The organism is Klebsiella sp. CSG-1 (assembly GCF_056521145.1).
On record NZ_JBWNLD010000010.1, the window covers coordinates 197,146 to 211,280 of the forward strand.

15 protein-coding genes are annotated in these 14,135 nt (G+C 54.4%); 8 read left to right on the plus strand and 7 right to left on the minus strand.

The features are described from left to right. Window positions 1-38: 38 nt before the first annotated feature. Window positions 39-1,667, minus strand: coding sequence for an ABC transporter substrate-binding protein (locus AC007G_RS22355; protein ID WP_032688486.1), 1,629 nt, complete (start codon window positions 1,665-1,667; stop codon window positions 39-41). Window positions 1,668-1,934: 267 nt separating this feature from the next. Here AC007G_RS22355 and yccA point away from each other — a divergent pair, with 267 nt between their 5' ends. Further along, the gene (yccA, locus tag AC007G_RS22360) at window positions 1,935-2,594 is read left to right on the plus strand and encodes an FtsH protease modulator YccA (RefSeq protein ID WP_004860189.1); all 660 of its coding nucleotides are present in this window, start codon (window positions 1,935-1,937) and stop codon (window positions 2,592-2,594) included. An 88-nt stretch (window positions 2,595-2,682) separates the two neighbouring features. Continuing rightward, on the plus strand, window positions 2,683-3,012 hold the full coding sequence (tusE, locus tag AC007G_RS22365; RefSeq protein WP_004860187.1) for a sulfurtransferase TusE: 330 nt from the start codon (window positions 2,683-2,685) through the stop codon (window positions 3,010-3,012). Here tusE and yccX read toward each other — a convergent pair. The 3 genes from yccX to AC007G_RS22380 are packed head-to-tail and all read right to left on the minus strand — an operon-like array spanning window position 3,009 to window position 4,705. Continuing rightward, window positions 3,009-3,290, minus strand: a complete 282-nt coding sequence (gene yccX, locus AC007G_RS22370; protein ID WP_032695680.1) for an acylphosphatase — start codon at window positions 3,288-3,290, stop codon at window positions 3,009-3,011. The genes tusE and yccX overlap by 4 nt on opposite strands. 51 nt (window positions 3,291-3,341) lie before the next feature. After that, window positions 3,342-4,130, minus strand: coding sequence for a helix-turn-helix domain-containing protein (locus AC007G_RS22375; protein WP_032700359.1), 789 nt, complete (start codon window positions 4,128-4,130; stop codon window positions 3,342-3,344). A gap of 20 nt (window positions 4,131-4,150) precedes the next feature. Then, window positions 4,151-4,705: a kinase inhibitor gene (locus tag AC007G_RS22380; RefSeq protein ID WP_032695678.1), complete on the minus strand. Its 555-nt coding sequence runs from the start codon at window positions 4,703-4,705 to the stop codon at window positions 4,151-4,153. 189 nt (window positions 4,706-4,894) lie between these two features. Here AC007G_RS22380 and rlmI point away from each other — a divergent pair, with 189 nt between their 5' ends. Continuing rightward, on the plus strand, window positions 4,895-6,097 hold the full coding sequence (gene rlmI, locus AC007G_RS22385) for a 23S rRNA (cytosine(1962)-C(5))-methyltransferase RlmI (protein WP_032688490.1): 1,203 nt from the start codon (window positions 4,895-4,897) through the stop codon (window positions 6,095-6,097). Between the two features lie 59 nt (window positions 6,098-6,156). Beyond that, entirely contained in the window at window positions 6,157-6,474 is a 318-nt protein-coding gene (hspQ, locus tag AC007G_RS22390; RefSeq protein ID WP_004860177.1) for a heat shock protein HspQ, read from the plus strand. A gap of 34 nt (window positions 6,475-6,508) precedes the next feature. On the opposite strand, the gene AC007G_RS22395 is transcribed toward hspQ, so the two are convergent. Continuing rightward, window positions 6,509-6,922 carry a CoA-binding protein gene (locus AC007G_RS22395; RefSeq protein ID WP_032688491.1) on the minus strand — a complete coding sequence of 138 codons (414 nt, stop codon included), beginning with the start codon at window positions 6,920-6,922 and terminating at the stop codon, window positions 6,509-6,511. A 153-nt stretch (window positions 6,923-7,075) separates the two neighbouring features. Here AC007G_RS22395 and mgsA point away from each other — a divergent pair, with 153 nt between their 5' ends. Then, window positions 7,076-7,534, plus strand: a complete 459-nt coding sequence (gene mgsA, locus AC007G_RS22400; protein WP_032688625.1) for a methylglyoxal synthase — start codon at window positions 7,076-7,078, stop codon at window positions 7,532-7,534. A gap of 28 nt (window positions 7,535-7,562) precedes the next feature. On the opposite strand, the gene helD is transcribed toward mgsA, so the two are convergent. Then, window positions 7,563-9,617 carry a DNA helicase IV gene (gene helD, locus AC007G_RS22405; RefSeq protein WP_142630399.1) on the minus strand — a complete coding sequence of 685 codons (2,055 nt, stop codon included), beginning with the start codon at window positions 9,615-9,617 and terminating at the stop codon, window positions 7,563-7,565. A 122-nt stretch (window positions 9,618-9,739) separates the two neighbouring features. Here helD and AC007G_RS22410 point away from each other — a divergent pair, with 122 nt between their 5' ends. Together AC007G_RS22410 and yccS are read left to right on the plus strand one after the other, a co-directional pair. After that, window positions 9,740-10,186 carry a YccF domain-containing protein gene (locus AC007G_RS22410; protein ID WP_004860167.1) on the plus strand — a complete coding sequence of 149 codons (447 nt, stop codon included), beginning with the start codon at window positions 9,740-9,742 and terminating at the stop codon, window positions 10,184-10,186. Window positions 10,187-10,203: 17 nt separating this feature from the next. Then, window positions 10,204-12,339 carry a YccS family putative transporter gene (gene yccS, locus AC007G_RS22415; protein ID WP_132467305.1) on the plus strand — a complete coding sequence of 712 codons (2,136 nt, stop codon included), beginning with the start codon at window positions 10,204-10,206 and terminating at the stop codon, window positions 12,337-12,339. On the opposite strand, the gene AC007G_RS22420 is transcribed toward yccS, so the two are convergent. After that, window positions 12,327-12,950, minus strand: coding sequence for a TfoX/Sxy family DNA transformation protein (locus AC007G_RS22420; protein WP_032688494.1), 624 nt, complete (start codon window positions 12,948-12,950; stop codon window positions 12,327-12,329). The two genes, yccS and AC007G_RS22420, sit on opposite strands and share 13 nt — an antisense overlap. A 460-nt stretch (window positions 12,951-13,410) precedes the next feature. Here AC007G_RS22420 and sulA point away from each other — a divergent pair, with 460 nt between their 5' ends. Next, complete coding sequence (gene sulA / locus AC007G_RS22425; RefSeq protein ID WP_032688495.1) at window positions 13,411-13,920, plus strand: SOS-induced cell division inhibitor SulA; 510 nt, start codon at window positions 13,411-13,413, stop codon at window positions 13,918-13,920. The last annotated feature ends 215 nt before the right edge of the window (window positions 13,921-14,135 follow it).

A 14,135-nucleotide genomic window follows, 5' to 3' on the forward strand; every position in this document is an offset into this window, starting at 1 on the left:
TTGACCATTTTTTCAGCACGAAATCTGCCCGCTGGGCGTTAGTGCTTTTTGATGTACATATCTTTGGTGAAGTAGTATCCCAGCTTATCAGGCGTAAATCCCCCCACCCACGGTTTCACCAGGTGCGTACGGACATAGTGATAAACCGGAACCGCCGGCACATCTTTCGCCAGAAGATCCTCTGCCTGCTGGTAGTACTTACCGCGCGCCACCCCATCCGACGCTTTGGCGGCGTTCTTTAAGGCTTCATCATAGGCAGGATTACTGTACTGGCTGGTATTCTCACTGTCGCCGGTGCGGAAATTGTTCAGGAAAGTGGCGGCATCGTCATAATCGGCAATCCACGCATAGCGCACGGCGTCAAAATTGTGCGTGTGCATGGTGTCGAGCATCGTCTTCCACTCCTGGTTTTGCAGCTTCGCCTCCACACCAAGGTTTTTCTTCCACATCGAACTGGCGGCAATCGCCACGCGCTGGTGTGATTCCGAAGTGTTGTACAGCAGATTAAACACCAGCGGGTGACTATCCGAGTACCCCGCTTCGCTCAGCAGTTTTTTGGCTTCGGCAATGCGCTTATCGCGTGGCCAGCTGGCGTAATCCGGATTTTGCAGTTTTACGCCGCCGATATCAGGCTGGCTAATCAGCCAGGCCGGGCGTTGTCCCTGCCCCAGTACTTTTTCAGCAATGATGTCTTTATCCAGCGCCATGTTCAGCGCCAGCCGGACACGCGGATCGTTAAATGGCGGCCGGGTGGTGTTGAACTCATAATAGTAGGTCGCCAGCTGCGGCGACACGTTCAGCTGATCGCCCATGGTCTTTTTAAGCTGTGCGAACTGGTTAATCGGTACCGTATAAACAATATCGATTTCACCCGCTTTATAGCGGTTAACGTCCGCCGCCTCTGAATGAATCGGCAGCCAGGTCACTTTATTAATTACCGTATGCTCATTGTCCCAATAGCGCGGGTTACGTTCGGCCACGATGCGCTCGTTAACTACCCACGCGGACAGCTTATACGGACCGCTGGTCACGATATGCTCCGGTTTGGTCCACTGCTCGCCAAAGCGGTTTACCAGCACTTTATCAATCGGCACCAGCGAAGGGTGCGCCAGCATCGCTAATAATGCCGCGTTCGGCTGCGTTAATGTGACTTCAAGCGTCGCATCATCAACCGCCTTCACGCCCAGCGTCTCCGGCGCTTTTTTCCCCTCGGCAATTTCCTGCGCGTTCGCAATATGCATATTGCCCGGGTAGCTGGAATAAGGAGATGCCGTCAGAGGAGAGACCAGACGCTGCCAGCTCCAGACAATATCCTGCGCGGTGATGGCGGTCCCGTCAGACCAGGTAACGCCCGGACGTAAATGGAAGGTCCAGACGGTGTTATCTTTATTTTCCCACTTTTCCGCCAGCCGCGGCTCTATTTCACCTGCCGGCGAGACGCTGACCAGCCCCTCGAAAAGATCGCTGATGATATTAAACTCAACGTCACTCTCGACCTTATGCGGATCCAGTGATGCCGGCTCGCTGCCGTTATTTCTCACCAGCTCCTGCTTCTCTGCCAGCACCGTCCCCGGGGGAACCTGAGCGGCAAATATCGTGGCCGTCGTGCAGAGTAAACCGAGAGCCAGCAATGCTTGCGTGATGTGATTGTATTTTTGTGATTTCATATCCCTTGCCTTTATTACGCTTCGTTTGTACCCTCTCCACACTTAGCCACAGAACGGCAATAACGCAATATTTTTCAGTGACCTATAAGATTCCGATCGGGTTCCTGAAGCCAAACGCACAAACACACCACCTTTCCATTATTTATTAGAATAATATGCTGCGTGATTGCGTTGGGGTCTAAGTAAAGATGGGTAAAAGCACTATGGCTTCCGTCTTGGTTTTTTTATGCTTCATTATTAATTACATCTGTCATAAGAGAGTGACTCATGGATCGTATTATTACGTCGTCGCGTGACCGTTCATCGCTGCTCAGTACGCATAAAGTTCTGCGGAACACCTATTTCCTTCTCAGTCTGACGCTGGCATTTTCCGCCATTACGGCAACGGCCAGCACGGTGCTGATGCTGCCTTCTCCAGGGCTGATTCTGACGCTGGTGGGTATGTATGGTCTGATGTTCCTGACCTATAAACTAGCCAATAAGCCGACAGGTATTCTGGCGGCCTTCGCCTTTACCGGCTTCCTGGGGTATATCCTTGGGCCAATGCTCAACGCCTATCTGTCTGCGGGCATGGGTGACCTGATTGGTCTGGCGCTGGGCGGTACCGCTCTGGTGTTCTTCTGCTGCTCGGCCTATGTGCTGACCACCCGTAAAGACATGTCCTTCCTCGGCGGGATGCTGATGGCAGGCGTAGTGGTGGTTCTGATCGGTATGGTGGCTAACATCTTCCTGCAGCTGCCGGCTCTGCACCTGGCCATCAGCGCGGTGTTTATCCTGATTTCTTCAGGCGCAATCCTGTTTGAAACCAGCAATATTATCCGCGGCGGTGAGACCAACTATATCCGCGCTACCGTCAGCCTGTACGTGTCGCTGTACAACATCTTCGTCAGCCTGCTGAGCATCCTTGGCTTCGCAAGCCGGGACTAACCTCTGCCGACGCTGTGCTCAGGCCCCGCTTATGCGGGGCCTTATTTTTTGCTACACTGCGGCCAGTCTGAACGGTATGTGAAGAATTATGTTTATCTTTGAAGGCAACGAAATTGAGACCGATAGCGAAGGCTATCTGAAAGAGACGACACAGTGGAACGAAGCCATGGCGGAAGTTATCGCCGGGCAGGAAGGCATTACGCTCTCCGTTGAACACTGGGAAGTGGTGCGCTTTGTGCGCGAATTTTATCTGGAGTTCAACACCTCGCCCGCCATTCGCATGTTAGTGAAGGCGATGGCGAATAAGTTTGGCGAAGAGAAAGGCAACAGCCGCTATCTCTACCGTCTGTTCCCGAAAGGGCCGGCCAAACAGGCCACCAAAATTGCCGGCCTGCCTAAACCGGTGAAGTGCATTTAATAGAGAATGGCAAATTTTTGCCACTCTCTGGTGGGTTGATGAGGCTCGGTATTGACTCTGTCAACCCGCGCACTGCGCGGCCCGCCGGCTTTTAGCCAGGCGATAAGTGCCGCGACCTGGTCTTCCTCCCCGCAGGCCAGCACCTCCACGCTGCCATCATCAAGATTACGAGCATAGCCCGTCAGCCCCAGGCGTAGCGCCTCCCGCTGCGTCGAGTAGCGAAACCCCACGCCCTGAACCGAGCCATAAACCCATGCCATTGTGCAGATTGTCGCCATCGTTACGCTCCTTTTTTGGCCTGCCCTGATGCACAGAATAGCAAATTCTCGTCAGCGTACATGCTTCGGCAACAGGCCATAGTGCTGACGAAAACGCGCGGTAAAGCGTGACCCGGACTGATAGCCGCTGTTGAGCGCGATCTCGCCTATGGGTAGCGACGTTGACTGCAGCTGGCCTAAGGCGTACGCCATGCGAACCTCTTCAACGATCAGACGAAAGCTTTGCGATTCCAGCTGTAAACGGCGGCGCAGCGTCGATTCCCCCAAAAACAACATCTTTGCCACCCGGGGAACGCTCCACGCCTCCGCCGGCGACAGCATGATAATTTGCCGTACCTGGCCGGTCAGATCCTGCTGTCTTTCGTTTAACAGCGGTCCGGCATATCCCGCCTGCTGCAACGCCAGCAGCAGCCCCATCGTCTGGTGATGCTGCAGTTCCGTCGATAGTCCCCCACGCACCGCTTGCAACACGTTCTGCCACATAAACGACAGCTCAGGAGTCATCGGCGCGCAGAGTGATGTCAGCCGGCCGGGCGGCGGCTCGCTCATGTAACGTGCTTTAAAATCCGCGAGCAGGTCGACGGTCAATGAGAGCAGGTCAGAACAAAATAGCCCATTGTCCGGCTGATTAATGACCTCGAGCTCAACGTCGGCGGGCAAAATAATCAGCTGCTGCGGGGTGGCCTGCATCTGACTGGCCCCCTGCACGATGATTTTACTTCCTCGATTGACCCGACACAGCGCAGGCGAAAAAAGCCTGACGCGATGCAGTTTATATAATCGCCGGGAGGTGATTTCCGCCGCCGATAACGCGTTATGCTGAAAGTGAATATTCCGCATTTGAGCTCTCTGTCTGTCGTTTAGCGTCCTGACATGGCCGTCAGCTGGGCGCTGGCGATAGCATGGCTGCGCAGCATAAAGCCCACCAACGCGCCGCTGGCCTGTGCATCAATCGGTAATGTCGCCGTATTCAGCGCCCATACCGTAAAGTGGTAACGATGAGGCTTATCCCCGGGCGGAGGACACGCTCCGCCAAAGCCCGCATAGCCGAAGTCATTCCGCCCCTGCACGGCGCCTGCTGGCAGTTTAGCGTTGTTTTTATCTCCGGCACCAGTCGCCAGACTGGAAACCGTCGGCGGTATATTCACCACCGTCCAGTGCCACCACCCGCTCCCGCTGGGCGCATCCGGGTCGTAGGCGGTCACCGCAAAACTGCGGGTACCCGTCGGCGCATGTTCCCAGGTCAACTGGGGCGAGACATTCCCCCCGCGACAGCCAAAACCATTAAACTGTTGGGATGTCGCCAGGCTGTCGCCTTCGCGCATATCGCTGCTGGTGACGCGAAATGGCGCTGCTGCCGCGCTGGTACTGATAACCGCAATCAAGATTGTCGCTAACCGGGATCCTGTTTTCATCGTGTTTTCCTCCGTTGGGTGAGGAATCACTGTAAGATCCCGGGAAGGTTTTTATTGTGCCAAAGCGCCGGCATTTTGTGCCGAAACGCTCACCTGTCGGCGCAGGTGGAATGATGCTTGCGCCGGTCACTTGTGCTAACCTACGCGCCATTTTTCGGTGCGACATTCCCGTTGCTTAAAGGTAGCTCCATGACAGATTCCATTTTCCCCCGCTTAGTGTTAACCAAAGGACGCGAGAAATCCCTGCTGCGTCGCCATCCGTGGATTTTCTCCGGCGCCGTCGCCCGGATGGAAGGTAAAGCTCGTTCCGGTGAGACCATCGATATCGTTGATTCTCAGGGAAAATGGCTGGCCCGCGGCGCGTATTCGCCCTCTTCGCAGATCCGCGCTCGCGTCTGGAGCTTCGATCGCAATGAAGCTATCGATAACGCTTTTTTCGAGCGTCGTCTGCAGCAGGCTCAGACCTGGCGCGAATGGCTGGCGGCCCGCGATGGCCTTGATAGCTATCGTCTGATCGCCGGAGAATCCGACGGCCTGCCGGGCGTGACCATCGATCGTTTTGGTAACTTCTTCGTACTGCAGCTGCTGAGCGCCGGTGCTGAATACCAGCGTGCCGCCATCATCAGCGCGTTGCAAACGCTGTTTCCGGACTGCTCTATCTACGATCGGAGCGACGTCGCGGTGCGTAAAAAAGAGGGACTGGAGCTGGCTCAGGGTCCCGTCGTCGGCGAACTGCCGCCGGCCCTGCTACCGATTACCGAGCACGGTATGCAGCTGCTGGTAGATATTCAGGGCGGCCACAAAACCGGTTACTACCTCGACCAGCGCGATAGCCGTCTGGCGACCCGCCGCTATGTCACCGACAAGCGCGTTCTTAACTGCTTTTCCTACACCGGTGGTTTCGCTGTTTCCGCTCTGATGGGCGGCTGCCGCCAGGTTATTAGCGTGGATACCTCCCAGGAGGCGCTGGATGTTGCGAAACAAAACGTAGAGCTGAACAAGCTGGACCTTTCCAGAGCGGAATTTGTTCGCGACGACGTCTTTAAACTGCTGCGTAAATATCGCGATCAGGGGGAGAAGTTTGACGTTATCGTCATGGATCCGCCGAAGTTCGTCGAGAATAAAAACCAGCTGATGGGCGCCTGCCGCGGCTATAAAGATATCAACATGCTGGCGATTCAGCTCTTGAATCCCGGCGGTATCCTGCTGACCTTCTCCTGCTCGGGTTTGATGGCGACCGATTTATTTCAGAAAATCATTGCCGATGCCGCAATTGATGCCGGACGTGATGTACAATTTATAGAACAGTTCCGTCAGGCTGCCGATCACCCGGTGATTGCAACCTACCCGGAAGGGCTGTATCTGAAAGGGTTTGCCTGTCGCATCATGTAACTTGAAAAGCGGAACATTGCCCGCATATAGCAGGTAATAACGTTTCCCAGGAGGTGCCTATGATTGCCAGCAAATTCGGTATCGGCCAGCAGGTTCGCCATACGCTATTGGGCTACCTCGGCGTGGTTGTTGATATCGATCCCGTATACTCGCTCGCCGAGCCGGAAGAGGATGAAATTGCAGCCAATGACGAACTGCGCGCGTCGCCCTGGTATCATGTGGTCATGGAAGATGAGGACGGCCAGCCGATCCACACTTATCTTGCGGAAGCGCAGTTGAGCGGTGAAGCCAGCGACGAACATCCGGAACAGCCGTCGATGGACGAGCTGGCCAGAACGATTCGCCGACAGCTGCAGGCCCCGCGGCTACGTAACTGATGTAAAAAAACCCCGCTATCGCGGGGTTTGTTATTTACTTCGCCAGCCCTAAACGCGGTATTTCAATCGCCGGGCAGCGATCCATCACCACATTCAGCCCAGCCTCGCGCGCCAGTACCGCCGCCTGTTCGTTAATCACGCCCAGCTGCAGCCACAGCGTTTTCGCACCAATGGCGATGGCCTCCTGAGCAACGGCCAGCGCCGCATCGGAGTTGCGAAAGACATCGACCATATCCACTTTTTCCGGCACATCGCCAAGGGTGGCGTAGCCTTTCTGCCCCATCAGCGTGGTACCAGCGACTTTCGGCGCAACAGGGATAACGTGATAGCCCTGTTCAAGAAGGTATTTCATCACCCGATAACTTGGGCGATCCGGTTTGTCACTCGCCCCCACCAGCGCAATCGTCTGGGTTGAGGTGAGAATGCCTGCGATATCGTTCTCTTTCATTTAATCCTCCACTCTTTAGCCCAAGTGTATGCTAATCCGACTGAACGGGCCATGCATCCTGACTTACGGATACGTCAAAAATTTTCACCCGGATGCTTGCAGCAACAGTCACTTCCAGTAATCTGTCTGCAGGTCAAAATGTGGAATAAAAATATGGAACTGACGACACGTACGTTACCCGCACGCAAACATATCGCGCTGGTTGCTCACGATCACTGTAAAGATATGCTGATGAAATGGGTTGAGCGCCACCAGCCGCTGCTGGCCCAGCACGAACTCTATGCAACCGGCACCACCGGTAACCTTATCTCCCGCGCAACCGGGCTGGAGGTTAACGCGATGCTGAGCGGACCGATGGGTGGCGATCAGCAGGTCGGCGCGCTAATTTCGGAAGGTAAAATCGATGTGCTGATTTTCTTCTGGGATCCGCTCAACGCCGTGCCGCACGACCCGGATGTCAAGGCACTGCTGCGCCTGGCTACGGTGTGGAACATCCCTGTAGCCACCAATGCCTCAACGGCCGACTTTATTATTCTGTCGCCGAACTTCGCTGAACCTCTCGATATTCTGATCCCGGATTATCAACGTTACCTCGCCGACCGGCTGAAGTAATCCCGGCCGGCGGCCCGCCCGCCGGCACTTACGGTTTTCTCGCCACCGGCACATCCAGATCTTCTAACATTTCGACAAATGGCGAAGGCCGCGCTTTGTTGAACAATAGCCAGACGCGAAGCCGGGCACGCGTGATAGCGACATAGAGCAAACGTCGCTCTTCCGCATCCGGAAAATCCTCCGGCTGCGGCAGCAGCGCCTGCTCCATAATGGATTCACGCGCCGGGGCCGGAAACGCATCATCACCATCCTGAAGTCCCAGGACAATGACATAATCCGCCTGCTGACCTTTACTGGCATGGATGGTCATAAAATCGAGCTGCAGATGCGGCCAGCGCGTCGCCGCTTTTTCCAGCGCCTCAGGTTTCAAATGATGGTAGCGCGCCAGCAATAAAATCCGCTGCTCCGGTTTCGCGTAGCCGCTGAGCTTATCGAGGAGATCGTCGAGCTTATCGTCCGCCAGCAACGTTACGGCTTTCTTGTCTCCGGCCGTCAGGCTGTTCAATGGTTTACTCAACTGATGCGGGTTTTGTTGTATAAAGCCGTTCGCCACCTCCCCAATACGCCCGTTAAACCGGTAGGTGGTATCCAGCGCGCAGCAATCGCCTTCGCCAAAATAGTGATTAAATGCGGTGGTCAAAGAGAGTTGTGCCCCGCTAAAGCGATAGATAGCCTGCCAGTCATCGCCAACGGCAAATAACGTCGCCTGCGTGTTCTGCCGACGCAGCGCAGCAAGCAAGGCAGCGCGCTGCGGCGAGATATCCTGGAACTCGTCGACCAGGATATGTTTCCACGGGCTGACGAAGCGTCCTTTATCCAGAATATTAATCGCCTGATGTATCAACCCGGAAAAATCGACCGCGCCTTCGTCTTTCAGCGCCGTTTTCCACGCTTTTAACAACGGCGCCATCAGCTTAACGCGCTTACTGAACAGGTCGCGCACCTCTTCCGGCGTGCCGGCGATCATCTCCGCCTGCGATCCCCCGTGCATTCGCATCAGACTAACCCAGCGATCGAGGCGACTGGCCATCCGTCGCTGAATTTTTTTATCCTGCCAGAATTCGCCGTCCGGCACCTGCCAGCCCATCTCTTCTTCCAGCCACTGCCGCCACCCCTTGGCCTGCGCTTTTTTCTCCTGACACTGCTGGCGCCAGTTTTTCAGCAGCAAGGTCTGGCGGGCCGTGCTGTCGCTCTCCAGCTTGCTGATGGTCGGCACTTTTTTGCTGCCCTGCTGAATAATATGCAGTGCCAGAGAGTGAAAGGTGCGCGCCGTAATTTCTTCTGAGCCCAGCCGTTCACGAATACGCTCATCCATTTCCTGCGCCGCCTGGCGGCCAAATGCCAGCAGCAGAATCTGGTCGGCGGCGGCTTCTCCCCGCGTTAATAACCATCCGGCTCGCGCCACTAGCACGGACGTTTTGCCGCTTCCGGCCCCGGCAAGCACCAATAAAGCGCGCTCGCCGTTGACCACCGCCCGCGCCTGCGCAGGATTCAGCGGAGAGGTTTCGACGCTGGTAAAAAATCCGCGATACTGCTCCAGCATCGATTCCGTAAAAGCCTGATTATGAGCCAGCCGGGCCTCTTCGGTATCGGCCAGCCAGCTTTGGCACTGCCGCCACAGCTCACGACAGTTCTCGAAAGCCTCAAGACGGCTGGTCGGCATCGGCAGACCGGTCAACGCACGACGAATCTTCACCTGAATGTCAGTAACCTGCTGACGGGTCAGCCACTTGCCTTCGGCGCTGGCGCGGGCAACCTCCTCCAGCTGCTGCTGGAGAACACCGGCGGCAATACCGCTCATTTCCGCGCTCCACTGCTGCCACAGGGTATTCAGATGATGATAAAAACGCTGCGTTTCATTCCACTCGGTGCCGTGTAAACGCACGACTTTGCTGTCCGGTAAAACGAACTCCAGTTCGCCCCAGACCAGGCCGCGCTTACATTGAACTGACAATAACTGATTGAAAGGGATAAGATACTCATGGTTATCACCCGAGACTTTTACTCCCGCGTTTAGCAGTTGCACCCGGTCGTAGGGATGCTGTGCCATACGTTTGCCCAATGTTGTCGCTTTAAGTTCCATATCATGCCGAATTTCAATCAGGTTGGATGTTTTTAAGTTTAACCGCCAGCGACCAGGTGCTCCAGCGTAAAAAACGTTACAATGGTCAGGACTTATTATCTCCAGGACTGAACTGAGGGTTTATGCGTACCATTCTGAATATTTTGAACTTTATCCTTGGCGGTTTCGCCACCACGCTGGGCTGGCTGCTGGCAACTCTGGTCAGCATCATCCTGATCTTCACCCTGCCATTAACCCGCTCATGCTGGGAGATTACCCGACTCTCCTTGCTGCCTTACGGTAATGAAGCCATTCATGTCGATGAACTTGAACCGCAAGGCAAAAATAGCCTGCTGAATGCCGGTGGCACGATTCTGAATATTTTGTGGTTTATCTTTTTTGGCTGGTGGCTGTGCCTGATGCATATTTTCAGCGGCATCGCCCAATGCCTGACCATCATTGGCATCCCGGTCGGTATTGCCAATTTTAAAATTGCCGCCATTGCATTATGGCCGGTGGGACGTCGAGTGGTTTCCGTCGAAACGGCTCGCGCCGCGCGTGAAGCGAATGCGCGTCGTCGCTTTCAGTAACCGGACGGAACACGACCATGCTTAGCCCCTTGCTACGCCGTTATACATGGAACAGTGCCTGGCTATATAACGCCAGGATTTTTATCGCACTCTGCGGCACAACCGCCGTTCCATGGTGGCTTGGCGAAGTCAAACTGACCATTCCCCTGACGCTGGGCGTGGTGGCCGCGGCATTGACCGACCTCGACGATCGTCTGGCCGGCCGGTTGCGCAATCTGGCCATCACGCTAGTGTGTTTCTTTATTGCTTCCGCTTCGGTGGAGCTACTGTTCCCCTGGCCCTGGCTGTTTGCGCTTGGGTTAACCGTATCGACCACCGGATTTATCTTGCTCGGCGGTCTGGGGCAGCGTTACGCCACCATCGCATTTGGCGCCTTGCTGATCGCCATTTATACCATGCTGGGGGTAACGCTCTACGATCGCTGGTATCTGCAGCCGCTCTTTCTGCTGACCGGTGCAGTCTGGTACAACCTGCTGACCCTCTGCGGACACCTGATTTTCCCGATTCGCCCTCTTCAGGATAATCTTGCGCGCAGCTATGAACAGCTGGCGCATTACCTGGATCTTAAATCCCGTCTGTTTGACCCGGATATTGAGGATGAGAGCCAGGCGCCGCTATATGATTTAGCCATTGCCAATGGCCAACTGGTGACGACGCTCAATCAGACCAAGGTCTCTCTGCTGACGCGTCTGCGCGGCGACCGCGGCCAGCGCGGCACCCGTCGCACATTGCAATACTACTTTGTTGCTCAGGATATTCACGAACGCGCCAGTTCATCGCACATTCAGTACCAAACGCTGCGCGATCATTTTCGCTATAGCGATGTGATGTTCCGCTTCCAGCGCATGCTGTCGATGCAGGCGCAGGCATGCCAGAAACTGTCCCGCGCGATTCTTTTACGCGAGCCCTACCAGCACGATGCCCATTTCGAGCGGGCATTTATGCACCTTGATGCCGCCCTCGACCGCGTGCAGGCCAGCGGCGCTCCGGCTGAACAGATGAAAGCGCTGGGCTTTCTGCTTAACAATCTCCGCGCTATCGACGCTCAGCTGGCAACCATTGAGTCGGCGCAAACCATTGCCCCGGCGAACAGCGCAACCGAAAACCTGCTCGCAGACGACGGACTTAACAGTTTCAGCGATATTTGGCTGCGGCTGCGCCGCAACATGTCGCCAGAATCGGCTCTGTTCCGTCATGCGGTCAGGATGTCATTGGTCCTCTGTACCGGCTATGCGTTTATCCAGTTCACCGGCTTAAACCACGGTTACTGGATACTCCTGACCAGCCTGTTTGTCTGCCAGCCGAACTATAACGCCACCCGTCATCGACTCGCGCTGAGGATTATCGGTACCCTGATCGGGGTGGCCATAGGCCTGCCGATATTACTGCTCGTGCCATCGGTTGAAGGCCAACTGCTGCTCATTGTTCTGACCGGCGTGCTGTTCTTTGCTTTTCGCAACGTGCAGTATGCCCACGCGACGATGTTCATCACCCTGCTGGTTCTGCTGTGCTTTAACCTGCTAGGCGAAGGTTTCGAGGTCGCGCTGCCGCGTATTTTCGATACGCTGATTGGCTGTGCTATCGCCTGGGCGGCGGTGAGCTTTATCTGGCCAGACTGGAAGTTCCGCAATCTGCCACGGGCGCTGGATCAGGCTATCAACGCCAACTGCCGCTACCTCGATGCCATCCTCGAGCAATATCACCAGGGACGCGATAACCGCCTGGCCTATCGCGTTGCCCGCCGCGATGCCCATAGCCGGGATGGTGAACTGGCATCTGTGGTATCAAACCTGTCGACGGAACCGCGGGCTAACTCAGCCATGCGCGAAACGGCATTCCGTTTACTTTGCCTGAACCATACCTTTACCAGCTATATTTCCGCACTCGGTGCGCACCGGGAAAAACTCACGACTGCGGAAATTCTCGCCCTGCTTGATGATGCCGTCTGCTACGTTGATGATGCGCTGCACCACACGCCTGCCGACGAACAGCGGGTGCAGCAGGCGCTTAATAGTTTGCAGACCCGGATCCAACATCTTGAGCCCCGGGCTGACAGCAAAGAGCCGCTGGTGCTGCAGCAAATTGGTCTGCTGCTGGCGCTGTTGCCGGAAATCTGCAGGTTGCAAAAGCAGGTTGCGGTTCAACCCGAGTAAAGATCGATATTTTTGTGCTGGCTGCCGGCCCATACCTTAAGCTCCTGACGCCGCTGCGTCGGGAGCGCTGCGGAATGCACTCCGGCAATAGCCCCTTCCAGCGCATAGAGAACATTCAACGTGAGTGCTTTGTTTGATTCCCGCAATTTCAACCAGACTTTCTCCGCACCAAACTGACGGAGCATTTTTTCATCGCTCACGCCTGCGTTAATCAACAGCAGCTCCATATGAAAACTGATATTCGGGAGATCTTTTAATCTTCCGGACGCATGCTGTAGACGCTTTTCATTGCGTGCACTTTGTAATGAGGACGCCGATAGATTGAAAAGCGTTTTGCTATCCCCCCAGAGGGTCTCGTCAACCTGATAATATTTCAGTAAGACCGGGCGACCATTTTTCCGCATCGTCAAGAGTGGAGTGGCATGCACAACGCGATATTCCGCGCTCTGCTCACAAATTTTAAGATAGATTTCGCCCTCGGCGACCATGGCAAAAACGGTATCGTCTATGGCAAGGCTATAGCCGCCAAAGAGCGGGCGACAGCTTATTTTGCCGAGTGGAGATAAACATTCCTGGAGTTGATGGAACCGTAAAGATGACATTTTCTTCATGATTATTCCTTTGTTAATCATGTAAATAGAAGATTATTTGTTAACGGATCCGTTAATATAGAAAATAAGTGACTTCGTATATTGCAGCAAGATGATTTTTACACTGTTCAACATTTAATCATCATTTTGCGAGGGGCTTTCAGAAAACAGTCTGGCGGGAATACCCGATATATAAGTAATAAATACGCCAGCCCTGCTCACTGAAATGCCGGTGAATAGTTTGGCAAGCCGCATGGTAAACCTGGGCAATGTGCATATAGCGCTGGGCCAGGCGATTGGCTTGCGCCACGACGATTGGTGATAAGAATCGCTCTCTCCGCTCTCCCCACCAGAACGGTCAGGCGCGGAATCGACAAAAATCATGTACAATTTTCAACCAATGAAGCGATAAATGAGGTTGATCTTTTCCCCTGCTGGATATACTGTATATTCATACAGTAACCCACAGGCGGGATAGACTATGTTTACTTCAGCTTACGCAAATCGTTCATCACTGACTTCTGCTTCAGTACGTCGCCCTTCACATGACGTTGTCGAACAACCGGCCAGCGGGCTGATCAGTGAAATTGTCTACCGTGAAGATCAACCGATGATGACACAATTACTCCTGCTACCTTTATTACAGCAGCTCGGCCAGCAGTCTCGCTGGCAGCTCTGGCTGACGCCGAAGCAGAAATTGAGTCGCGAATGGGTTCAGTCTTCCGGATTACCGCTGTCGAAGGTTATGCAGATTAATCAGCTCTCCCCTTTCAACACCGTCGAGTCGATGATCCGCGCGCTGCGCACTGGGAATTACAGTGTGGTGATTGGCTGGCTGGCAGATGAGCTGGCGGCAGAAGAGCATGAACGCCTGGCCATTGCCGCACAAGAGGGTAATGCAATGGGGTTTATCATGCGGCCGGTTGGAAATACGAACCAGGCTGGGAGACAACTCAGCGGGCTAAAAATTCACTCGAATTTGTATCATTAAGCCAAATTAGGATTAATCCTGGAATTTTTTTTGCTTACAACAATACCCTTTTTAAAACAGGGTGATTTGTAGCGGAATGCCTGTCTGATGCGGTTTCGCGGCTTTATTTGGTGAATAAAAATTAACCATATTTGTTAAATCTTGTGTACACAACCCTTTTTTTTCATATGCCTGACGGAGTTCACACTTGTAAGTTTCGAACTAAGTTGTAGACT

Coding starts and splice junctions, on each gene's coding strand:
- AC007G_RS22355 (WP_032688486.1), bottom strand. CDS start 1,667: ATGAAATCACAAAAATACAATCACATCACGCAAGCATTGCTGGCTCTC.
- yccA (WP_004860189.1), top strand. CDS start 1,935: ATGGATCGTATTATTACGTCGTCGCGTGACCGTTCATCGCTGCTCAGT.
- tusE (WP_004860187.1), top strand. CDS start 2,683: ATGTTTATCTTTGAAGGCAACGAAATTGAGACCGATAGCGAAGGCTAT.
- yccX (WP_032695680.1), bottom strand. CDS start 3,290: ATGGCGACAATCTGCACAATGGCATGGGTTTATGGCTCGGTTCAGGGC.
- AC007G_RS22375 (WP_032700359.1), bottom strand. CDS start 4,130: ATGCGGAATATTCACTTTCAGCATAACGCGTTATCGGCGGCGGAAATC.
- AC007G_RS22380 (WP_032695678.1), bottom strand. CDS start 4,705: ATGAAAACAGGATCCCGGTTAGCGACAATCTTGATTGCGGTTATCAGT.
- rlmI (WP_032688490.1), top strand. CDS start 4,895: ATGACAGATTCCATTTTCCCCCGCTTAGTGTTAACCAAAGGACGCGAG.
- hspQ (WP_004860177.1), top strand. CDS start 6,157: ATGATTGCCAGCAAATTCGGTATCGGCCAGCAGGTTCGCCATACGCTA.
- AC007G_RS22395 (WP_032688491.1), bottom strand. CDS start 6,922: ATGAAAGAGAACGATATCGCAGGCATTCTCACCTCAACCCAGACGATT.
- mgsA (WP_032688625.1), top strand. CDS start 7,076: ATGGAACTGACGACACGTACGTTACCCGCACGCAAACATATCGCGCTG.
- helD (WP_142630399.1), bottom strand. CDS start 9,617: ATGGAACTTAAAGCGACAACATTGGGCAAACGTATGGCACAGCATCCC.
- AC007G_RS22410 (WP_004860167.1), top strand. CDS start 9,740: ATGCGTACCATTCTGAATATTTTGAACTTTATCCTTGGCGGTTTCGCC.
- yccS (WP_132467305.1), top strand. CDS start 10,204: ATGCTTAGCCCCTTGCTACGCCGTTATACATGGAACAGTGCCTGGCTA.
- AC007G_RS22420 (WP_032688494.1), bottom strand. CDS start 12,950: ATGAAGAAAATGTCATCTTTACGGTTCCATCAACTCCAGGAATGTTTA.
- sulA (WP_032688495.1), top strand. CDS start 13,411: ATGTTTACTTCAGCTTACGCAAATCGTTCATCACTGACTTCTGCTTCA.